Genomic DNA, 17,633 nt, shown 5'->3' with positions numbered 1-17,633 from the left:
GTACGCTAACTTTAATCACTTTGGAACTTGACATACCGAACGATTTAAGACATGAGCGGATTTGGGGGACGTGCTGCCTGTTTGCAGCACTGTTGAATGTGGGGAGCAATTCATTGATATTCAGGATTAGCCTGATCCTGTCAGCGCTATTGCTCTCTTCCTGTACGCGCACATTTTATCGTGAACAGGCCGACGATGAAACGTATGGCGCCATACGGGAGCGTGATGCAGACCCACGCTGGGCATTGAACCAGATTGATATCCTGCCGCCTCCTGGCTCACGTTTGCATGATCCGTACGATCCTGATTTTCCACCTATGCCACCCGATGATGCCGCTGCAGGGGAGTATCTGCTCCGTGCTGATGGCAAACGAGGCTGGAAGCACTGGTGGGATCATGGCACAGTTCCATCCGTTGAACTTTCCGAGTGGCAATCTGCATTGCCCTTAACTGATGGCAAACTGATCCTGGCGCCGGAAGTGATCATGCAGCAGGCTCAACTCAATGGTAGAGAATACCGCACACAGATTGAAAACCTCTATCTTAGCTCACTTGATCTGACGCTGAACCGTTTTGAATTTGCCACCCAGTGGTTTGCCACTAATAGAACCATTTATGAACATTTTGGAACAAACGGTTTACCTACCGAAACCAACACGTTGACTACAGACTCTAACCTGGGGTTCAACCGAAGTCTGGCCGCAGGCGGACAGTTGCTCGTGAACTTCGCCAACAGCTTTGTCTGGGAGTATACCGGCAAGACACAGGGAGTAAGTTCCAATATTTCCATGAATTTCATCCAGCCTTTGCTAAGAGATTTTGGCAGACAAGTCCGCATGGAAGCATTGACGCAAGGTGAACGAAGCCTGCTTTACCAGGTACGTATTTTTGCCCGGTTCCGCAAGGAGCTTTACGTTGATCTTGCAGTCAACCGGTATCTCCAGTTGCTTCAACAGGCACAGTTTATTCGCAATCAGGAAACGAATGTGCTTCGACAGGAGCAGAATTATGCCCGCCAGCAGGCACAGCGTCTGGCTGGCAAAACCACCATCGTGCAGGAAGACCAGGCGTTTACTGCACTACAGGAAGCACGAGCTCAAATCACCCAGGACAAAACCGACCTTGAGAATGGACTTGATCGATTCAAACTGGAATTAGGGCTTCCACCTACCGTCCCAGCCAGGATGGATGAATCACCTTTACAGGCATTTCTCTTCAGCGACCCGAAACTGGATCAGTTGCAAGTGGAATTCGATCAACTCCAATTGGAGTTTCGTAAACACTATGAAAAAATGACGGTTGAGCAGATGGATCAATGGGTTGGAAGGCTTAACGATTTCCATCAACGAGCGATGTTTTTCCTGAATCAGATCGAGAAGGAAACGGAGGCATGGAAAAAACAACCGGTGCAGGGAATAGACCAGGCAGATGTGCAGAGAGTCCAACAATTCCGTGATGGCCTTTCCACACAACTTTCCCAAGTGAGGAAAGAACTATTAGAATTTCCGTCGATGTTAGAACAATTCAAAGTGGTTTCTAAACGCCTGGCAATGAATGATCGTAAACGTATGTTTGAACTGCGTGTAAGAGACATTGAACTGGCTGTTGGGCAGTTGTTTGTCATTCAGAATCAGGTCAGGGTTTATTCGATCAATCTACCTGCGATCAAGATGACGGAGGATGAGGCAATTCGTTTGGCAATTGAAAATCGCCTTGATTTGATGAATGATCGTGCACGAGTCGTAGATGCCTGGAGGCAGGTAGCCATACAGGCCAATCAATTGGAAGCATACTTTAACATTGTCACTGGTATGGACATTGGAACTCAGCCCGGCAGCTTGCGGCCATTTGATTTTTCCGCTGCAGCCAGCAGATACCGAGTCGGATTCCAGTTTGAAGGGCCGCTGAATCGGCAAATTGAGCGCAACAACTATCGACAAAGTCTGATACAATATCATCGAGCTCGACGCGACTATATGCTTCGCCAGGATCAGGTGATGCTGGAATTGCGTTTAGCTCTAAGGCAGTTGGAAACGGACAGGCAGAACTTTGAAATATCGCGTCGAGCGTTTATAGCGGCAACCAGGCAGGTGGAATCGGTTCCACTCCAGCTACGACTGAACCGATCCATCGATCCGCTTGAACAGCTCAACACACTGTCGCAGTTACTTGGCGCCAAGAACACTCTGATATCCAGATGGTTCAGTTACGAACGAGGACGCATGCAGTTGCTGCTGGCGACTGAACAGTTGCAAGTGGATGACCAGGGGATGTATCGCGATGACTCTCGAACTTCAATCCAATTTGAACCGCCCAGCCCACCCCGAAGCGGAGACACCCCGCGACCAGTTGAGCTTTTCAGCAGAGGAATGGGCATCCATTAATGATCCGGCTCAAACGCTTACGATAACGACATCGAAATCAGGCTCATCCAGTTGGTCATGGTATCTGATTGCAGCGCTACTGCTCGCGCTCATTGTTGGCCCACTACTCTACTGGTTCTGGCCCAGTGCGGTAGAGGTTGCCAGTGATCTCTCCGGAGTGGCCCGGCGAGGTGATTTGCAGATTATCGTTACCGAACGGGGAGAACTCGAAAGTTCCGTTACCATTGATGTCCGCTGCGATGTTGAAGGCAGGCAGATCAAGATCATCGAAATTGCACCGGAGGGCAAATCAGTCAAGAAGGATGAGATCGTGGTCAAGTTCGATACGGAGGAACTCACCAAGGGTTTTCAGGATCAGGAAGTGAAATGGAAGCAGGCTGAAGGTAAAGCCAATGCCCTGCGTGAAGAATTGAAAGTACAGGAAAACAAAAAGGAAAGCGAAATTGGCAAAGCTAAGATTGCGCTCACCACTGCTGATCTGGAACTGGAGAAGTATTTCCATCCCAAAGGTGAGTATCAGAAACTGGTGGATACCAGCAAATCGGGCATAGCCAAGGCAGAGCGGGAACTCGAAATTGCCAAGGAAGAATTGAAGAATTTTCAGATTGTGGTTAATCGAGGCTTCGAAACACCCGAAACACTTCGCCGGGCGGAAACCAAGGTGCAGGAAAACGAGCTGATGCTTACCAGTGCGAAGAAGGATCTTTATATCCTGGAGAACTTCACGAGGAAGATTCAACAAGCCAAGCTGGAATCAGCAGCACTCGATGCCAAGGCTGAGCTCGAACGCACGAAGAGCAGCACTCAGGCTGCAGTGGTCAAAGCCAAATCAGAACTGGAAGCTGCTGAAGATACAGCGAAGATTGAAAAACGTGCGCTGGATCGTTTGAAGAAGCAACTCGAACATTGCATCATCAAAGCACCACAGGATGGTATTCTGGTTTATGCCAATGATCGTTACTGGGATGAAAGCAGCCGGGTAAGAGCAGGTGGAATGGTGCATTATCAGCAGACTATTTTCCGCCTGCCCGATTTGAGCAAGATGCAGGTGAAGGTGAAAGTGCATGAATCACAGGTCAAGAAGGTGCGAAAAGATCAGGATGTGGAAATATTGATCGATGCGCTTCCGAATAAGCCGCTGCATGGCAAGGTGAAGAATGTCGCAACGCTGGCAGATAACCGAGGCCCCTGGGATGAACGGGGTGTCAAGGAGTATGTCACGGAGGTCACCATTGATGATCTGCCTATGGAAGCAGGCATCAAGCCGGGTATGACCGCAGAAGTGCGCATCAAAGCCGAAGAACAGAAGAATGTTCTGATGGTGCCGGTGCAGGCTGTGTGTGAACGTGATGGTGAGCACTTTGCTTACATGATGAATGGAAGCACTGTGACCAGCAAAAAGGTCAAAGTGGGTGATAACAACGAGAAATTCATCGTGGTTACCGACGGTATTAAGGAAGGCGACAAGGTAGCACTCAATGCTCGACGTCGGCTTGCTACAGAACTTCGCAGTTCTCAGCAGGATAAGAATGCTCCCGCACCCAAATCCACTGCTCCAGCGGCTGCCCCTGCCGGTAAAGCGGTGATGGTCAAATAACTGATTCGAGTTCTGATTTTGAACCGGTTGTCTCACGTATTGAAACTGGCGCTCCGTAACCTGGCGGCTCAGCGCCTTCGTTCGCTGCTCACCGTGTTAGGCATCGTGCTGGGCGTTGCTTCGGTCATCATCATGCTGGCAGTGGGTGAAGCGGCACGCTTTGAAGCCATCGAACAGATCAGACAACTTGGTGCCACCAACATTATTATTCGATCTGCCAAGCCCACTGCGGATGAAAAGAAGGAAAGGCAACAGCAATTTGTTCTTGATTACGGTTTGAAGTCGAGTGATCTCAATCGGATTCAGACAACGATACCAACTGTAACCGATGTTACTGCAACGCGAGAATTCATCAAGGAAGTGAGATACCTGGATCGAAAGATGGATGCGAGGATTGTTGCAGCTACTCCGGAACAGGCAGATCAGGCTAATTTGAGGATGGCTCAAGGACGTTTCATCACTGAGAAAGATGATGCAGGCAAGGCGAATGTCTGTGTTCTTGGGCACGAAGTAGCGGAAAGGCTCTTTCCCTACGAAGACCCGATGAACAAGGCAGTGCGCATTGATGGCAGCCAGTACTATCGCATCATTGGAGTAACGGAACAGCGAGGAGCGAGCAAACCGGGTGTGGGTGAGATTCGTGACTACGATAAGGAAATCTATATTCCCTTTAATACCGACCGGGTGCGTACCGGCGGTTTGCTCTTATCTATGAAAGCAGGTAGTTTCCAGGCGGAGAAGCTGGAACTCAGCCAGATTACTGTCAGCGTGGATAAGCTGGAAAATGTCAAAGGAACTGCTGAGGTGATTAGTTGCCTGATGGAACAGTTTCATCCAGAGAAGGATTATGCGATTACGGTACCGCTCGATCTGCTTGAGAAAGCTGAACGGACTCAGCGAATATTCTCACTGGTACTGGGCGCCATTGCATCCATCTCACTCGTAGTCGGTGGCATCGGCATCATGAACATTATGCTGGCCACAGTAACGGAACGCACCAGGGAGATTGGAATTCGGCGAGCACTCGGAGCCCGTCGCAGTGATATTACATCACAATTTCTTGCAGAGAGCGTGGTGTTGACCAGCCTTGGTGGTTTGGTTGGCGTGGGTTTGGGTATCGGCGGATCACTGCTGGTAACACGGTTTTTTGAGCTGCCTACGATTATCACACCCTGGTCAGCGGTGGTGGCATTCGCAGTGTCCGTGTTGACAGGCCTGATTTTCGGAATCTATCCCGCCCGTCGAGCAGCGTGGATGGATCCTATTGAAGCGTTGCGGCATGAGTGATGTAGTGTTGTAACTACTTTAACAAAACCTCGCTCCAGGCCCGCGCTCTGCCCATGCAGAAAGGCAGCAGAGTTCCATCGGCCCAGCGTCTCATCGCCTTGGCGCCGAGCACTGCAACATGTCGGGGCCAATGTTTCCAGAATTGACCAGAAGCTCGGTGTCTTAAAAATACTCTCTCTTCATTGCGAGACAACTGTTCCGTTAATTTACGGCTTGGGCGTTTGCTACGGCTCGCACTGCCATGATGCAGAACACGGCTTAATGGCTCGTAACAACAGACATACCCAGCTTTTCGCAGTTTGAATCCCACTTCAATGTCGTCAAAGTAGGCAGTGAAGTCTTCCGGAAACCCACCCACTTCGACGAGTGCGCTTTTGCGGTAGAATGCCGCTGAGCCAGGGGCGCTGAATACTTCTCGAGATGTCAGCCACTTGGGGCAGATATGCTCGCCTTTGCCGTGGGAGAATGCGAAGCCCCCCGGATCATAACCATCGCCCGCTGAATCGATGATTTTCGGATTCTTCCAGTTCAGAACAAGCGGGGCTACTGAGCCAAGGTTTTCGGTTTCTTGAAAGCGCTGTAACGGCGCTTTCCACCAGCCGCTCTGTACCTCGGCATCATCGTTCAGAACCTGTACGATGGAAGCATTTGCCAATCGCAGCCCAGAGTTGATCGCAGTACAGAATCCGGAAGTTTTCTCTAATCGGATCAATTCAACGGAAGGAAACAGTGCAGTAATGGAACTAACTGATGCATAAGGTGACGCATCATCCACGACAATAATCTGCAATGGTAGATGATCAGCATGCAAGAAGATGGATTCTAAACACTTTTGCAGCAGATCAACACGGCTATGGCAAGGAATGATGATGGACAGTACAGGCATCGAAGATGTCCGGCAGTTACTGAGGTGATTTGGGACGTATCATGCCTGCCAGGCGGAGAATGTGTTCGAGCGTTTGACGGGCAAGTGCTTCTTCATTGCGTTCCATGAACTGCACCATCTCAATCAGGCAACTCATCATCTCAGCCTGAAGAGTCTGATTTTTTCGTGTGTGCCACCAGCGGCGCAGTTTGCCTTCCCACTTCACAATCAGTGCCAGGCCACGGAAGTGCCAGCGGCTCAGGTGCTTCTGGAAGTAAGTCAGTGCTGCATGTCGTGTGATGACACGCAGAGGTTCGGTCAGTGTGCGGTTTTGCAAAGGCTCCATGTGCCTGGCGGCAACATGTGGCTCGTAGCACACTGCCCAGCCTTCGTTAATTGCTCGACGGCACAGATCAACGTCTTCGTAATAGAGGAAGAAGTTCTCGTCAAAGCCAGACAGATCACGCAGACATTGACGGCGAATGAGCAGGCAACTACCTGTTACCCAGGGCACCCGTTGTCTTAATCCAGGAACAGGAACGAAGTACTTGCGAGTTTTTCGTGGACGCAGAAGTCCGAGCAAGAGGCCAGGTAATGATGGGAAACGGCCTGTCGATAATTGCCAACTGCCATCACGATTTTGCAGATGGAAGCCGACGACACCGACGGGTGCACCCAGGCTGGCATCTTCTTTTAAGTCGCGGGCAGCGCCACACATCAGATCAACAAAGCCCGGACAGACGACTACATCGGGATTCAGCACCAGAATCCAATCGCCTCGACTGGCGGCAAAGCCAGCGTTCACGCCAGCGGAAAAGCCTACATTGCGAGGCAGCCTGATGACTTTGACTTCTTTTCTGGCCTGCAATTCTGATTCGAGAGGATCAGGCTGAGAATCATTATCGACGACAATCACTTCGATATCGAAGCGATGAATGTGGCGTGGCTGCAGGAGTTGATCGACAAGTGCTGTAGTTTCATCCCAGCGGCGGTAGTTCACAATGACGACGGAAACCAGTGGAGTACGCAGCGCAGGTGGCGCGGCAGCTGGTCGACGATGGACTCGCTTCAGCGCAGGCTGCATCAACACTGGTTGCTTCCATCGCATCATAAGGGCCGATCCTCCCTGACGGCCAGGCTCACGATTGTGCACCGAAATCATAGCCAGTTTACCTGTCTACGCAACCCCAACTGGCAGTGGCTCCAAAGACCTGCATCTTGCCTATTTTCTCATTGTCATGCACGAGACTGACATGCTAGGCTAAGACATGATCTCTATCAAACATCTTCGCAAAGAGTATGACCAGCTTGTCGCATTAGAGAATCTTTCCTTAGAAGTGCCTCGCGGTGAGTGTTTCGGACTGATCGGCCCTAATGGCGCAGGTAAGACGACATTGCTGCGCATACTGGCTACGCTGCTGGAGCCTACCTACGGCAGCGTGCATATCAAGGGCATTGATATCCTCGAACGGCCTCTGGAGGTTCACAAATACCTGGGCTACCTGTCTGATGTTTTTGCAGTGTATGAAGACATGCTGGTCTGGGAATATCTCGATCACTTCGCCCGCTGTTATGGCATCACTTCCATGGAGAGAAGAGATAAGCTGGTTGACGAAGTGCTTGAACTGGTTAGCCTGCGTGAACGGAAGGATGCTGAAATCAAAGGGCTGTCTCGCGGCATGAGGCAGAGGCTTTGCCTGGCGAAGACTCTGATTCATCAACCCGAGGTGTTACTGCTCGATGAACCTGCCAGCGGAATGGACCCGGCTGGGCGCATTGAATTTCGTGAAATGCTCAAGCAGTTGATTGCGTTGGGTCGTACCATTCTGATCAGCAGTCACATTCTTACTGAGATGGCGGATTTCTGTACCTCGGTTGCGATTATCGAACGTGGCGAATTGCTGGCAAGCGGCAAGGTCACTGATATTCTTCAGCAATTGCAACCAGCATTGCGATTGGAGCTGGAAGTCCTCGGTCCACCTGATACCCTTCTCAACATTCTAAAAACGCATCCGACGGTGCAGCAGGTAGATCTGGTGCAGGGGCGCATCATTGGTCGCTGGCACGGCGCTCGGGAGGAATTGCCTGCACTACATCAACATCTGGTGCATCAGGGAATTCCTCTGATCTCCCTGGCAGTGAAGAACGACAATCTCGAAGACATTTACATGAAAATATCTGGTCATCGAACCAGTTAACGGGATTCCATTATGGCATTGGTACCCTGGAACAATCCACTAGTAGGTACAGCGTTCATGCTGCGAGCCCGGCGTGGCAACCTGCTGCTTAATGTTTCGCTCTATATCATCATTCTGGTGATGGGCCTGATGGGCTGGCAGTATTACGTTACGTTGATCCCCAATTTCAAAGCAAACCCGCACAAGATTTTTCTGCTGATCCTGTTTGGAGGACAGTGTTTTGTTTCCGGGCTGCTCATGCTGGGCCAGGCTGGAGGGTCACTGAAGAACGAAGTGATGAACAAGACGCTCGACTTTCAGCGGATTGCAGCAGTTGGTCCCTGGGATATTCTGTTGGGCAAACTGCTTGGCATCCCGGTGATGTCATACCTCTTGGCAATTGCTGCCATACCCATTGGGGTGTTCACACTGCTCAATGGTGTGCCAGGTGTTGGATTGGTGGAACTGTTATTAAGCTGGTTGCAACTCTTAACCTTTCTTTTTCTGTTAGGCTCGTGTGCCATCCAGAACACACTGCAGATTACTACAGCCAAAGGCACTGGAGCAGCGCCGGGCTTTGGCATCTTCATGGCAGTGGTGGGGCTGCTCACTTACAGTTCGTTTGCATCTGGCGATGCACTCAGTTATCTGCATGATCCCCGGCGTTCCAGCATTGGCGCCTTGTTTTCACCTCTCACAGCCTACGCAGGTTTTTCAGCGGAGGATCCCTGGCTCGCACGGTTCTACTGGTTTTCCTGGAGTATTCCCTGCCTGGTTTTTACGCCGATAGCACACATCGTTGCCGCATGGTTCTTTCTGACCATCATGGCCCGGCGATTAGAGTGTGTTGATGCGACACCGCTCGGAAAGATTCGTGGCTATCTCTGCATCTTGCTGGTTGATCTGGTGCTGGCAGGCCTCTTGGGAAGTTGCCATAGCAGTTACCTGGTACTGGGTGGAGCGGGGCAGTCTCTGCAGCAACTCGTTGGACTGTTTCTGTTATTTCATGTAGCAGTGTCCATTATTTACCTGGTAACCTTGACGCCGCGTGCTGACTGGATCATGACGTGGATCTGGCGATTCCGTAAGCAACACGAGTTCGTGCGAGATTCCCTATTGCAGGATCGTGCTCCCAATACACTTGCTTTGCCTGTTAATTTACTTAGCGCTACCTTGGGCGTAGGCTTGATGTGTCTGATAATTCCAGATGGACTTACTGATCCCGGCTTTTTGCTGGAGGGCTGTCTGACCGCAGCGGCAACGATTATCTTCCTTGGCTTGTTGTTCCAGGCATTTCAACTCATATCCCGCAAGTATGCTGCAGCCTACTTCATTATGGTGTTGCTCTTTTTCCTATTGGCGCCGGTCATGATTGGAGCCATCTTAAGCCAGCCACGAATGAAAGAGTATAACGATCTTGGCCAATTCCTTCTGTATGCAACACCTGTTACCCAGGTATTTCGCTGGGGCATGACCGATTCGGATCGTGCGATCTTTCAAGTGTCACCCTATCCATTGATTGCTGCCTACGCTGTCTTCTCGGTTTTCCTCTGGATGTTCACCTGGAAATGGATTCGTGTTCGAACCAATCGAGTTCAGAAATTGAAGAAACTACTGCATGCGACAGATGTGCCTGAGCAATCTCCACAGGAACCAGACAAGCAGGTGGTCGCGGTAACATGACGCAATCATGGGAGTATGTCAGTCACTCGCCTGAGCAGACACTGCGTTTGGGTATATGTCTGGGTGAACAGTTATTTCCAGGCAGCGTTCTGGCACTCAAGGGTCCCCTGGGTGCGGGAAAAACACTGCTAACTCAGGGCATAGCCAAGGGGCTGCAGATTGCTGATCCTCACCAAGTAACCAGCCCTACATTCACGTTGCTGCATGAGTATCAGGCCCGTTTGCCGATCTATCATTTTGATACTTATCGATTGAAGCAACTGCAGGATTTCGAAGATCTCGGTGCATTTGAATACTTCGTAGGGCAAGGGGTCTGTCTGATAGAGTGGGCTGATCGCATTAAGCCTTTGCTTCCCCCAGAACATCTGGAGGTAGACATTCAACCTCAGGATGTGCAATTCAGATGCATCCAGATGACTGCCAGAGGAAAATCCTACGTAGACTTGTTGGAACAGGTCAGACACATTCTGACATCTCGATCATAGCAGTCATGCGGTTGAATAGACTCCATATCATAACAAATCTGATATATCTTGTTTGAGTATTCCCTTGAGTTCAGCGCCTCCCACATCTCAGCCAGCACATTCCGTAGGTGAACAGTTGCTCTATGCAGCTATCATCCTGGCGTTGGGGGATATTGCGGGCAAAGTCCTTGCCTTGATTATCACCATCATCCGCACACGCACTTTAACTGGCGATGAATTTGGCGGTTACGGGTTCATCATCTCTACGATTGGTATGTTCGCTCAAATTGCCGGGTTTTCGCTCGGCATGGCAGCTACACGATTTGTCGCAATGCATCGCGATCATTCACTTTCCAATACGCGAGCTATCAGTCAGTTCATTACGCTTGTAGGATTAACCACTACGGTAATATCCATGATAGCGCTGTATGTCCTTGCGCCATTTCTGGTTAAAACAGTTCCTGATCTACTGGTGCCGTTACGATGGTCTGTTTTGATTTTGGGAACACAAACCCCATCCGGATTAGTGCTGGGTTTGCTTATCGGCATGCAGCGGTATCGTGCTGCGACTCTGGCATCGTTCAGTCAGAATGTCGTGATGCTGATCTTTACAGTCTGGCTGATACCGCAGGCCGGGCTGGATGGTGCTATCTGGGCAACTGCCATTGGCTTCCTGATGACTGTCTTGCTTGCCTGGTATCAGGCTTGGGATTTGCTTTCCTGGCCGTGGGAACCCTGGTCTGCGATATGGTCGCATCGGCGAATTCTTGTTGAATTCTGCCTGCCTACTTTGCTGGCGGGATTTATCGTTCTGCCTGCAGGCTGGATCAGTGTTGTCCTGGTAGAGCACGCCACCAACCGCATGCAAATCGCACTTTTCTATGCTGCAGACCAGTTCAGGCCTTTGCTTACCCTTCTGGGTGGAGTCGTGTCCCAGCCGATGGTTCCCCTGGTAACATCGCTGGTCAGTCATGCATTGCGAGCGGAATCTCAGGAAGACAGGCATCAATACCAGCGTAAAGCACAGCGTGCCATTGAAAGAAGTTTTCAGTTGGCAGCCTGTTTGATACTGCCAATCCATGCCATGCTGGCTTTTGCCGGGCCCTATGTTATGGCTTTGTTTGGCCGTACTTTCGCAGCAGATTGGAATGTCTTTCTGACGATGCTGGCTTTCGCCGCTTATGGTGGTATTGCCACGCTGACAACGCAGACTTTAATTTCATTAAATCGAGTTTGGCTGCAGAATCTGATTCAGATTCTGTTCGGGGTTCTGTTAATTGCCATTACCTGGTTGCTCAAGGATTGGGGAGCAATCGGAATCGGATTAGCCTACTTTATCGGTACATTTCTCAGTTTGAGTGTAACATCGCTGATCCTTTTTCGATCAGGATATCTCACATGGTTCGCCATTGTCGTACAGTTGGCAGCGTTTTCCTGGCTTCTCGCAATGTCGCTTGCATCTGCCTATACACCAGATGCCTGGCGACCCTGGTGCGTTCCGTTGGCGTTTCTTGCTACCGCGGCATTCTTTTATCTGACCATGAAAAGTGAGATGATGCATGTTATCTCGTTGATTCGCCGCAAGTTGAACGCTCGACGTACGAAATCAACGGTCATCGAATCGGGTTCGGACATTTAATGCGGATTCAAGCCGCTGTAGATATGCGGTGCGTGGAATGTCAATTGCTCCGAGTTGTCTGGTGTGATCGGTAGCGATCTGCGTATCAAACATATGGAATCCCCGTTCTCGCAAGCGATCAACCAGTGCTGCAAATGCCACCATGCCGGCGTTGCTGACTGAATGAAACATGGATTCCGCTGCAAAAAATCCTCCCAGGGCAACGCCATAAATGCCACCAGCAAGAACTCCGTGATCCCAAGCTTCCACACTGTGGGCGAAGCCGAGTTCGTGCAGCTTGCAATAGGCAGCGAACATGTCAGACGTGATCCAGGTACCTTCCTCACGCTGGCTGCAGGCATGCATGACCTGTGGAAAGTCTTGATTGATGGTGACGGTAAATCGTTGCTGCCTGATGATCCGCTGCAAACGCCTGCTGACGTGAACTGCATCAATCTCAAAGATGGCACGGGGATCGGGTGACCACCAGAGAAGTGGATCATCTTCATTGAACCACGGAAAAATTCCCCGTCGATACGCTTCCAGTAGCGAATCTGGTTCGAGATCGCCACCAATGAAGACCAACCCAAACGGGTCGTCCCACATCAGCAGTTCTTCGGTCCAGTTAACCACGGAAGGGCCTCTTCAAGATGTCGATTGAATAAGTCAGGAGCTTCCAGCGGCGAGAGATGGCTTACGCCTGGAATGGCTATGAATCGATGATTTGCCATTTTCCTGGCCCAGTCTCCCATTTCCTGGGGTGAGGAGATGGCATCGAATTCGCCACTGATGACCAAGGCGGGCATATTGATCTTGGGCAGTAGATCATCCGAAGCCTGTCGCGAAGCAATTCCACGCAGGTTGGCAGCCAATCCTTCTGGCGTTGTTGTTCGTGACATTTTTCTAAGCAGTTCAACCAGTGAAGCTGGAGCATGCGGCGGAAGGATTCTGGGGAACATGACATCTTCGACTAACTGAGCTGTCTGCTTCTGGCAAGTTTCTGCAGCCAGCTTGATGCGTGCCTGTGATTGTTCTGGCGTATCGGCAATCACACGCGTATGGCACATTACTAGTGACTTGATGCGAGAAGCGTACTTACGGAGCATTTGCCAGGCGATGTAACCTCCCATGGATAAACCCATCAGAATCACGGGTTCCGTGATCTGTAGATGATCCAGCAAGGCTATGAGATCATCGGCGTGATCTTCCATGGAAATGGTGAGGTTTGGATCGGTGCCTGAATTGCTTTTGCCCAGTCCGCGAAGATCAGGAACCACCACGCGACATTGTTTCTGGAAGTAATCGATCTGCGGCTGCCATTGCAGGTGGCTTAGTGGAAACCCATGCACCATGAGAAGTATCGGGCCGGTCTGGCCAGCTTGGTAATAGTGGTACGGTTGACCATGAAGAGTAAAGGTGAGATGCATGGTGCGTGGAATGTAAGTAAGTCAAAGTCATTCTACTACACTACTGTAGAAAACGAATCGACAACCTGGCACTACCCGAAATGGTTTTGTCAGGCAACAGTTCTTGCAGTTTGGCATGCAGTGTCGGCAGCAACGAGATTTCAATCATTCGTAATGCATGAGGGTCGTCCATGTTGGTTTGTACCTGCACGGTAACACTGGGCCAGCCTTCCTGTTGTCGCAGATGCACACGTTGGAGTGCGGTCAAGGTGTTGAGTTCAGTTGGCATGATAGTGTAATGCCAGTAGTAGACGGTGGTGGTTTGCCTGTTTCGAACATAGCGGAAGCGTTCAGCATATAATCCAGCATTTGACTGGATGGGAATCTGCATGCGATCACTTTTGATTTCCATTGCACCGCCAGCATCGCGCAAACAGATTTCTGGATGATGCCGCCTATCCTGGCCAGTGGCAGAGTAGACCAGATAGACCGCAGCAGCCTGCCCAAGGTCATTCACATAAGCTCGCAGAAACAGATCATCGGCAAATTCACTTTTCTGTTTCACATTGTCGATTTCGGGATGCGGATGAGCAGTCCATGAGCCGAGATGAGTTGGCAACGTTGCAAACGATATGGATTTGCCTGTTGGCTTCGGCACTTGCAGCAGATGATATTGAATAGCCCATTGGCAAAGCAGAAGAAACGAAAGAAGTATGACAAGAAACCAATGTTTTTTCGGGTGCGATGGTTCCTGTCTTAATGACAACGTGTTTTCTGGAACATGGGAAGTTTGCAACACGCGGAAGAGTTGCCAGAGCATTACTCCGCCGATGGGCAACGTAATCAGCATGGGCAGATCGTGCAGCATCCCCTTGATGCTGGCAGTTCCATAGAAACGTGCAATCATTGTCAGTGCCATTACGCGAACCATGTTGGCGAGAATGGCCATCGGCAGAGCTGACAATATCAGAAGCACTTTTCGTAATGCTGACCTACGAAGATAAAACGACATGCCCCAGGCGATTGCAACAAAAACAAGCACCTGTCTGATGCCACTGCATTCCACTGCCACCGAAACTGGCTCATCCAGACCTGCCAGATAAAGCAGATGGCCTCGTCGCAGACAGACACTGAAACAATTGATTGCCCATTCTGTCAGTATTGCAACCAGGTCCTGTAGCAGCATGGCACTGGTGTTCAGCAATGGCGCTGGCAACGGGAACATCAGCACACCGAAGCATAATATTGGTGCAATGCGATTTGCAGCCCTGCTTCCCCAGAGGCTGGTTGCCATGCCGAATAGGATGAAGAACCATCCAACATAATCAATTAGTAGCCAGGGAACGACCAGCGTAAACAGATGTATCAATCCACCGAAGGTTACCGAGGCTAGACCATATCCGAGGCCGGTTTTATCCGCTGTTAGCCATGGTCGGGCTCGAACCACCAGATAGATGGTGAAAGGCAACAGGAACCATCCATGTGCGTAATCAGGGTTGATTTCCCACTGGTGAATCAGACTGTTGAGAGTAGGGACTGCGAGTAGCGACAAAAGAAATAGGTTAAGGATTCCAACTTTGGAAAGTGGAAAGCGAGTACCGAATGATTGAATAATATTGCTGTTGCCTGGCATGTATCAGCCTCCATGCTGATGCAGTCATGTTAATCAATTGATGTCCGCAACTTCAAGTGCTGTTGCAGGTCAAGAGCGACTAACCAAAAGAACCCCCTCACCCAACCCTTTCCCACAAGGGGAGATAGGAGAAGACGAAGAACCCCACCCAACCTCCCATTAGCCCTTAGTAGGGGAGGAGCCAATTATTCTTCCCCCCAGACTTTGGCCAACTCTACGAGAACTTTGACCGCCTCCTCCATTTCTTCCAGGCAGGCCCATTCCAGGGGAGAATGGATGTTATGCTCGCTGGTAAAGAGGTTTGGAGTGGGTATTCCAAGTTCAGTAAGTCGAGATCCATCGGTACCACCGCGAATGCTGAGTTTACGCGGGACTAAACCTGCTCGCGCTATTGCCTTCTCGAGGTAGGGAATGGCTCGAGGTTCCCGATCCATACCATCTGCCATGTTGCGGTATTGTTTTTCAACAACCATTTCAACGCGGGCGGGAGGAAAGGGTGCGACCACTTCTTCAGCCAATCGTTTAAGAAAAGCAGCCTGGTCAGCGAGTTCTGCGGTATTGAAACTTCGCAATAGAAATTGCAGCGTGACTTCTGCTACACCACCCTGAATGGTAACTGGGTGTACAAAGCTCTCCCTGCCATCCGTGGTTTCCGGGCAGAAACGATCCTTAGGCAACTTGTCAATAAAATCTGCTGCCAGCTTGATGGCATTGATCATACGGCCTTTTGCCAGAGCTGGGTGAATTACAACTCCCTTAAAGGTAACAGTAGCTTTGTCTGCAGAGAATGTTTCTCCTTCATACTCTCCAGTCTTGGCGCCATCCAGTGTGTACGCTGCAACCGCATCCAGTCGTGCGGGATTCAGATGATCCACGCCGTGCCCTATTTCTTCATCACAGGTAAAGCACAGTCGAATGGTGCCATGTGGAATCTCTGGATGAGCCAGCAGGTAGGCTGCTGCTGTCATGATGACTGCGACGCCAGCTTTGTCGTCTGCACCAAGCAACGTGGTGCCATCACCAGTGATGATGGTTTTGTCGACCAGGTCTTTCAGTTCAGGACATTCCTTGACACGAATCACCTGTGTCGGGTCGCCATGCAGCACGATGTCTTCACCATCATAATGATGGTGCACTACAGGTTTGACATTAGCTCCACTGAATTCGGGTGAGGTATCCATATGAGCCAGCCAGGCGATGGTTGGTGCATGATGGTGGACCGTGGCAGGTATGGTCGCAAATACGAGTGCATGCTCGGTCAAGACAACGTCGTGAGCATGCATCTCTTTCAGTTCATGCACTAGCATCTTTGCCAGGTCCCACTGACCTGCGGAACTGGGATACTTGCCCGTGCCATCCTGTGCCTGGGTGTTGATGCGCACATAGCGACAGAAACGATCCAGCAAAGCTGACATGACTGTCTCGCAATGATTGAGGGTAAATAATTATTGTAGACGAAATCAACTTGCTGATTCATGGTTTACAGGACTGTCAAGCAATTAAAGCTATAATGACACGACGAAGTTAGCCCGCAAAAGTAACTACGCGGTGAATTGCCACGGTTAGCGTGAATACACGCAAACCGAGGCACCCGACCTGCATGACTTCCATGTGTGGTCACCTGGAAGCAGAGAAAGGTTTAAGCACAAATGGCAGCGCGTAAAAAACGAACCCCTCCTCCTCCCAAAGCATTATCGTTTCTGGTTTGTGATTACATCCACCGGGATACCAGTACAGGCAAAGCAACACTCATCGGATGCTTCGCCAACCTGTTTACCCCCAGCTTTCCGATCAAAGTTCCGATGATGGCGGTTTACGCAGTCGTCACCAACGGGCATGGCAAAGTGCCAATCCGCGTGAAGATTGTGGATGCAGAGGAAGAATATGAACCCATTAACGATTCGGTTTTTGAAGTGGAATTTAGCGATCCACGCATGACTGCGGAAGTGGTTGGTTTTTTGACAGACGTAACTTTTCCCCGTGCAGGTGAGTACAGATTACAACTGTATGCTTGGAATGAATGCCTGGTAGAGCGCAAGATACAGGTATCACAATCGAAGAAGTAATTTTATGCGAGCGATTCTCCAGCGCGTCAGTCAGGCCCACGTCAGTGTTGATGGGAGTATCGTTGGGCAGATTCAACAAGGTATTGTTGTACTTTTAGGAATTGCCCTAGACGATACACCGATGCGAGCTGACTGGCTTGCGGAAAAAATTGTCAGTTTGCGCCTGTTTCCAGATCAGGAAGGTAAAATGAATATCAGCTTGGTTGATATTCAAGGGCAATTGCTGGTGATCAGCCAGTTTACGCTCTACGGCGAATGTCAGAAGGGACGTCGTCCGAGTTTTACCAAAGCGGCTTCGCCAGAGATCGCCGAGCCTTTGTATCAGTATTTCCTGGATGCCTGCCGGATGCTTGGCATACAAACGGAGGCAGGTATTTTCGGGGCATCCATGCAGGTTTCACTCGTCAATGATGGGCCGGTTACGCTGATTCTTGACACCCCTTGAGAGAATTC

Annotated in this window: 15 protein-coding genes; 9 read left to right on the top strand and 6 right to left on the bottom strand. The window is 50.3% G+C overall.

From position 1 onward, the window contains the following. Nucleotides 1–113 precede the first annotated feature (113 nt). The 3 genes from JNJ77_15715 to JNJ77_15705 are packed head-to-tail and all read left to right on the top strand — an operon-like array spanning nucleotide 114 to nucleotide 5,268. Nucleotides 114–2,384 (top strand): TolC family protein, encoded by a 2,271-nt coding sequence (locus JNJ77_15715; GenBank protein MBL8824035.1) that lies wholly within the window; start codon nucleotides 114–116, stop codon nucleotides 2,382–2,384. Further along, nucleotides 2,281–3,981: an efflux RND transporter periplasmic adaptor subunit gene (locus JNJ77_15710; GenBank protein ID MBL8824034.1), complete on the top strand. Its 1,701-nt coding sequence runs from the start codon at nucleotides 2,281–2,283 to the stop codon at nucleotides 3,979–3,981. Before JNJ77_15715 ends, JNJ77_15710 begins: the two co-directional genes overlap by 104 nt. An 18-nt stretch (nucleotides 3,982–3,999) precedes the next feature. Next, entirely contained in the window at nucleotides 4,000–5,268 is a 1,269-nt protein-coding gene (locus JNJ77_15705; protein ID MBL8824033.1) for an ABC transporter permease, read from the top strand. A 13-nt stretch (nucleotides 5,269–5,281) separates the two neighbouring features. Here the strand turns inward: JNJ77_15705 and JNJ77_15700 are convergent, their stop codons facing one another. Beyond that, nucleotides 5,282–6,154 (bottom strand): glycosyltransferase family 2 protein, encoded by an 873-nt coding sequence (locus JNJ77_15700; protein ID MBL8824032.1) that lies wholly within the window; start codon nucleotides 6,152–6,154, stop codon nucleotides 5,282–5,284. 16 nt (nucleotides 6,155–6,170) lie between these two features. Then, a complete protein-coding gene (locus JNJ77_15695) occupies nucleotides 6,171–7,244 on the bottom strand; it encodes a glycosyltransferase family 2 protein (GenBank protein MBL8824031.1) in 1,074 nt (357 codons plus the stop codon). Between the two features lie 157 nt (nucleotides 7,245–7,401). On the opposite strand from JNJ77_15695, the gene JNJ77_15690 reads away from it, so the two are divergent. From JNJ77_15690 to JNJ77_15675, 4 genes are all read left to right on the top strand, one after another. Beyond that, nucleotides 7,402–8,331, top strand: coding sequence for an ABC transporter ATP-binding protein (locus tag JNJ77_15690; GenBank protein MBL8824030.1), 930 nt, complete (start codon nucleotides 7,402–7,404; stop codon nucleotides 8,329–8,331). Nucleotides 8,332–8,343: 12 nt separating this feature from the next. After that, nucleotides 8,344–9,993: a hypothetical protein gene (locus tag JNJ77_15685; protein MBL8824029.1), complete on the top strand. Its 1,650-nt coding sequence runs from the start codon at nucleotides 8,344–8,346 to the stop codon at nucleotides 9,991–9,993. Continuing rightward, the gene (gene tsaE, locus JNJ77_15680) at nucleotides 9,990–10,478 is read left to right on the top strand and encodes a tRNA (adenosine(37)-N6)-threonylcarbamoyltransferase complex ATPase subunit type 1 TsaE (protein ID MBL8824028.1); all 489 of its coding nucleotides are present in this window, start codon (nucleotides 9,990–9,992) and stop codon (nucleotides 10,476–10,478) included. Before JNJ77_15685 ends, tsaE begins: the two co-directional genes overlap by 4 nt. A 64-nt stretch (nucleotides 10,479–10,542) precedes the next feature. Then, on the top strand, nucleotides 10,543–12,096 hold the full coding sequence (locus JNJ77_15675) for an oligosaccharide flippase family protein (protein ID MBL8824027.1): 1,554 nt from the start codon (nucleotides 10,543–10,545) through the stop codon (nucleotides 12,094–12,096). Here the strand turns inward: JNJ77_15675 and JNJ77_15670 are convergent. From JNJ77_15670 to pepT, 4 genes are all read right to left on the bottom strand, one after another. Then, nucleotides 12,064–12,681: a leucyl/phenylalanyl-tRNA--protein transferase gene (locus tag JNJ77_15670; protein ID MBL8824026.1), complete on the bottom strand. Its 618-nt coding sequence runs from the start codon at nucleotides 12,679–12,681 to the stop codon at nucleotides 12,064–12,066. The genes JNJ77_15675 and JNJ77_15670 overlap by 33 nt on opposite strands. Further along, nucleotides 12,681–13,502 carry an alpha/beta hydrolase gene (locus JNJ77_15665; GenBank protein MBL8824025.1) on the bottom strand — a complete coding sequence of 274 codons (822 nt, stop codon included), beginning with the start codon at nucleotides 13,500–13,502 and terminating at the stop codon, nucleotides 12,681–12,683. Before JNJ77_15665 ends, JNJ77_15670 begins: the two co-directional genes overlap by 1 nt. Nucleotides 13,503–13,542: 40 nt before the next feature. After that, the gene (locus tag JNJ77_15660; protein MBL8824024.1) at nucleotides 13,543–15,114 is read right to left on the bottom strand and encodes an exosortase/archaeosortase family protein; all 1,572 of its coding nucleotides are present in this window, start codon (nucleotides 15,112–15,114) and stop codon (nucleotides 13,543–13,545) included. A 185-nt stretch (nucleotides 15,115–15,299) separates the two neighbouring features. Next, nucleotides 15,300–16,529, bottom strand: coding sequence for a peptidase T (gene pepT, locus JNJ77_15655; protein ID MBL8824023.1), 1,230 nt, complete (start codon nucleotides 16,527–16,529; stop codon nucleotides 15,300–15,302). 234 nt (nucleotides 16,530–16,763) lie between these two features. Here pepT and JNJ77_15650 point away from each other — a divergent pair, with 234 nt between their 5' ends. Together JNJ77_15650 and JNJ77_15645 are read left to right on the top strand one after the other, a co-directional pair. Further along, nucleotides 16,764–17,180: a hypothetical protein gene (locus JNJ77_15650; protein MBL8824022.1), complete on the top strand. Its 417-nt coding sequence runs from the start codon at nucleotides 16,764–16,766 to the stop codon at nucleotides 17,178–17,180. A gap of 4 nt (nucleotides 17,181–17,184) precedes the next feature. Next, nucleotides 17,185–17,625, top strand: a complete 441-nt coding sequence (locus JNJ77_15645; protein ID MBL8824021.1) for a D-tyrosyl-tRNA(Tyr) deacylase — start codon at nucleotides 17,185–17,187, stop codon at nucleotides 17,623–17,625. Nucleotides 17,626–17,633: the final 8 nt, after the last annotated feature.

The organism is Planctomycetia bacterium (genome assembly GCA_016795155.1).
Lineage (GTDB): Bacteria > Planctomycetota > Planctomycetia > Gemmatales > HRBIN36 > JAEUIE01.
The sequence above is the reverse complement of the archived record's forward strand: the minus strand, read 5'-3'. Positions and strand labels throughout refer to the sequence as shown.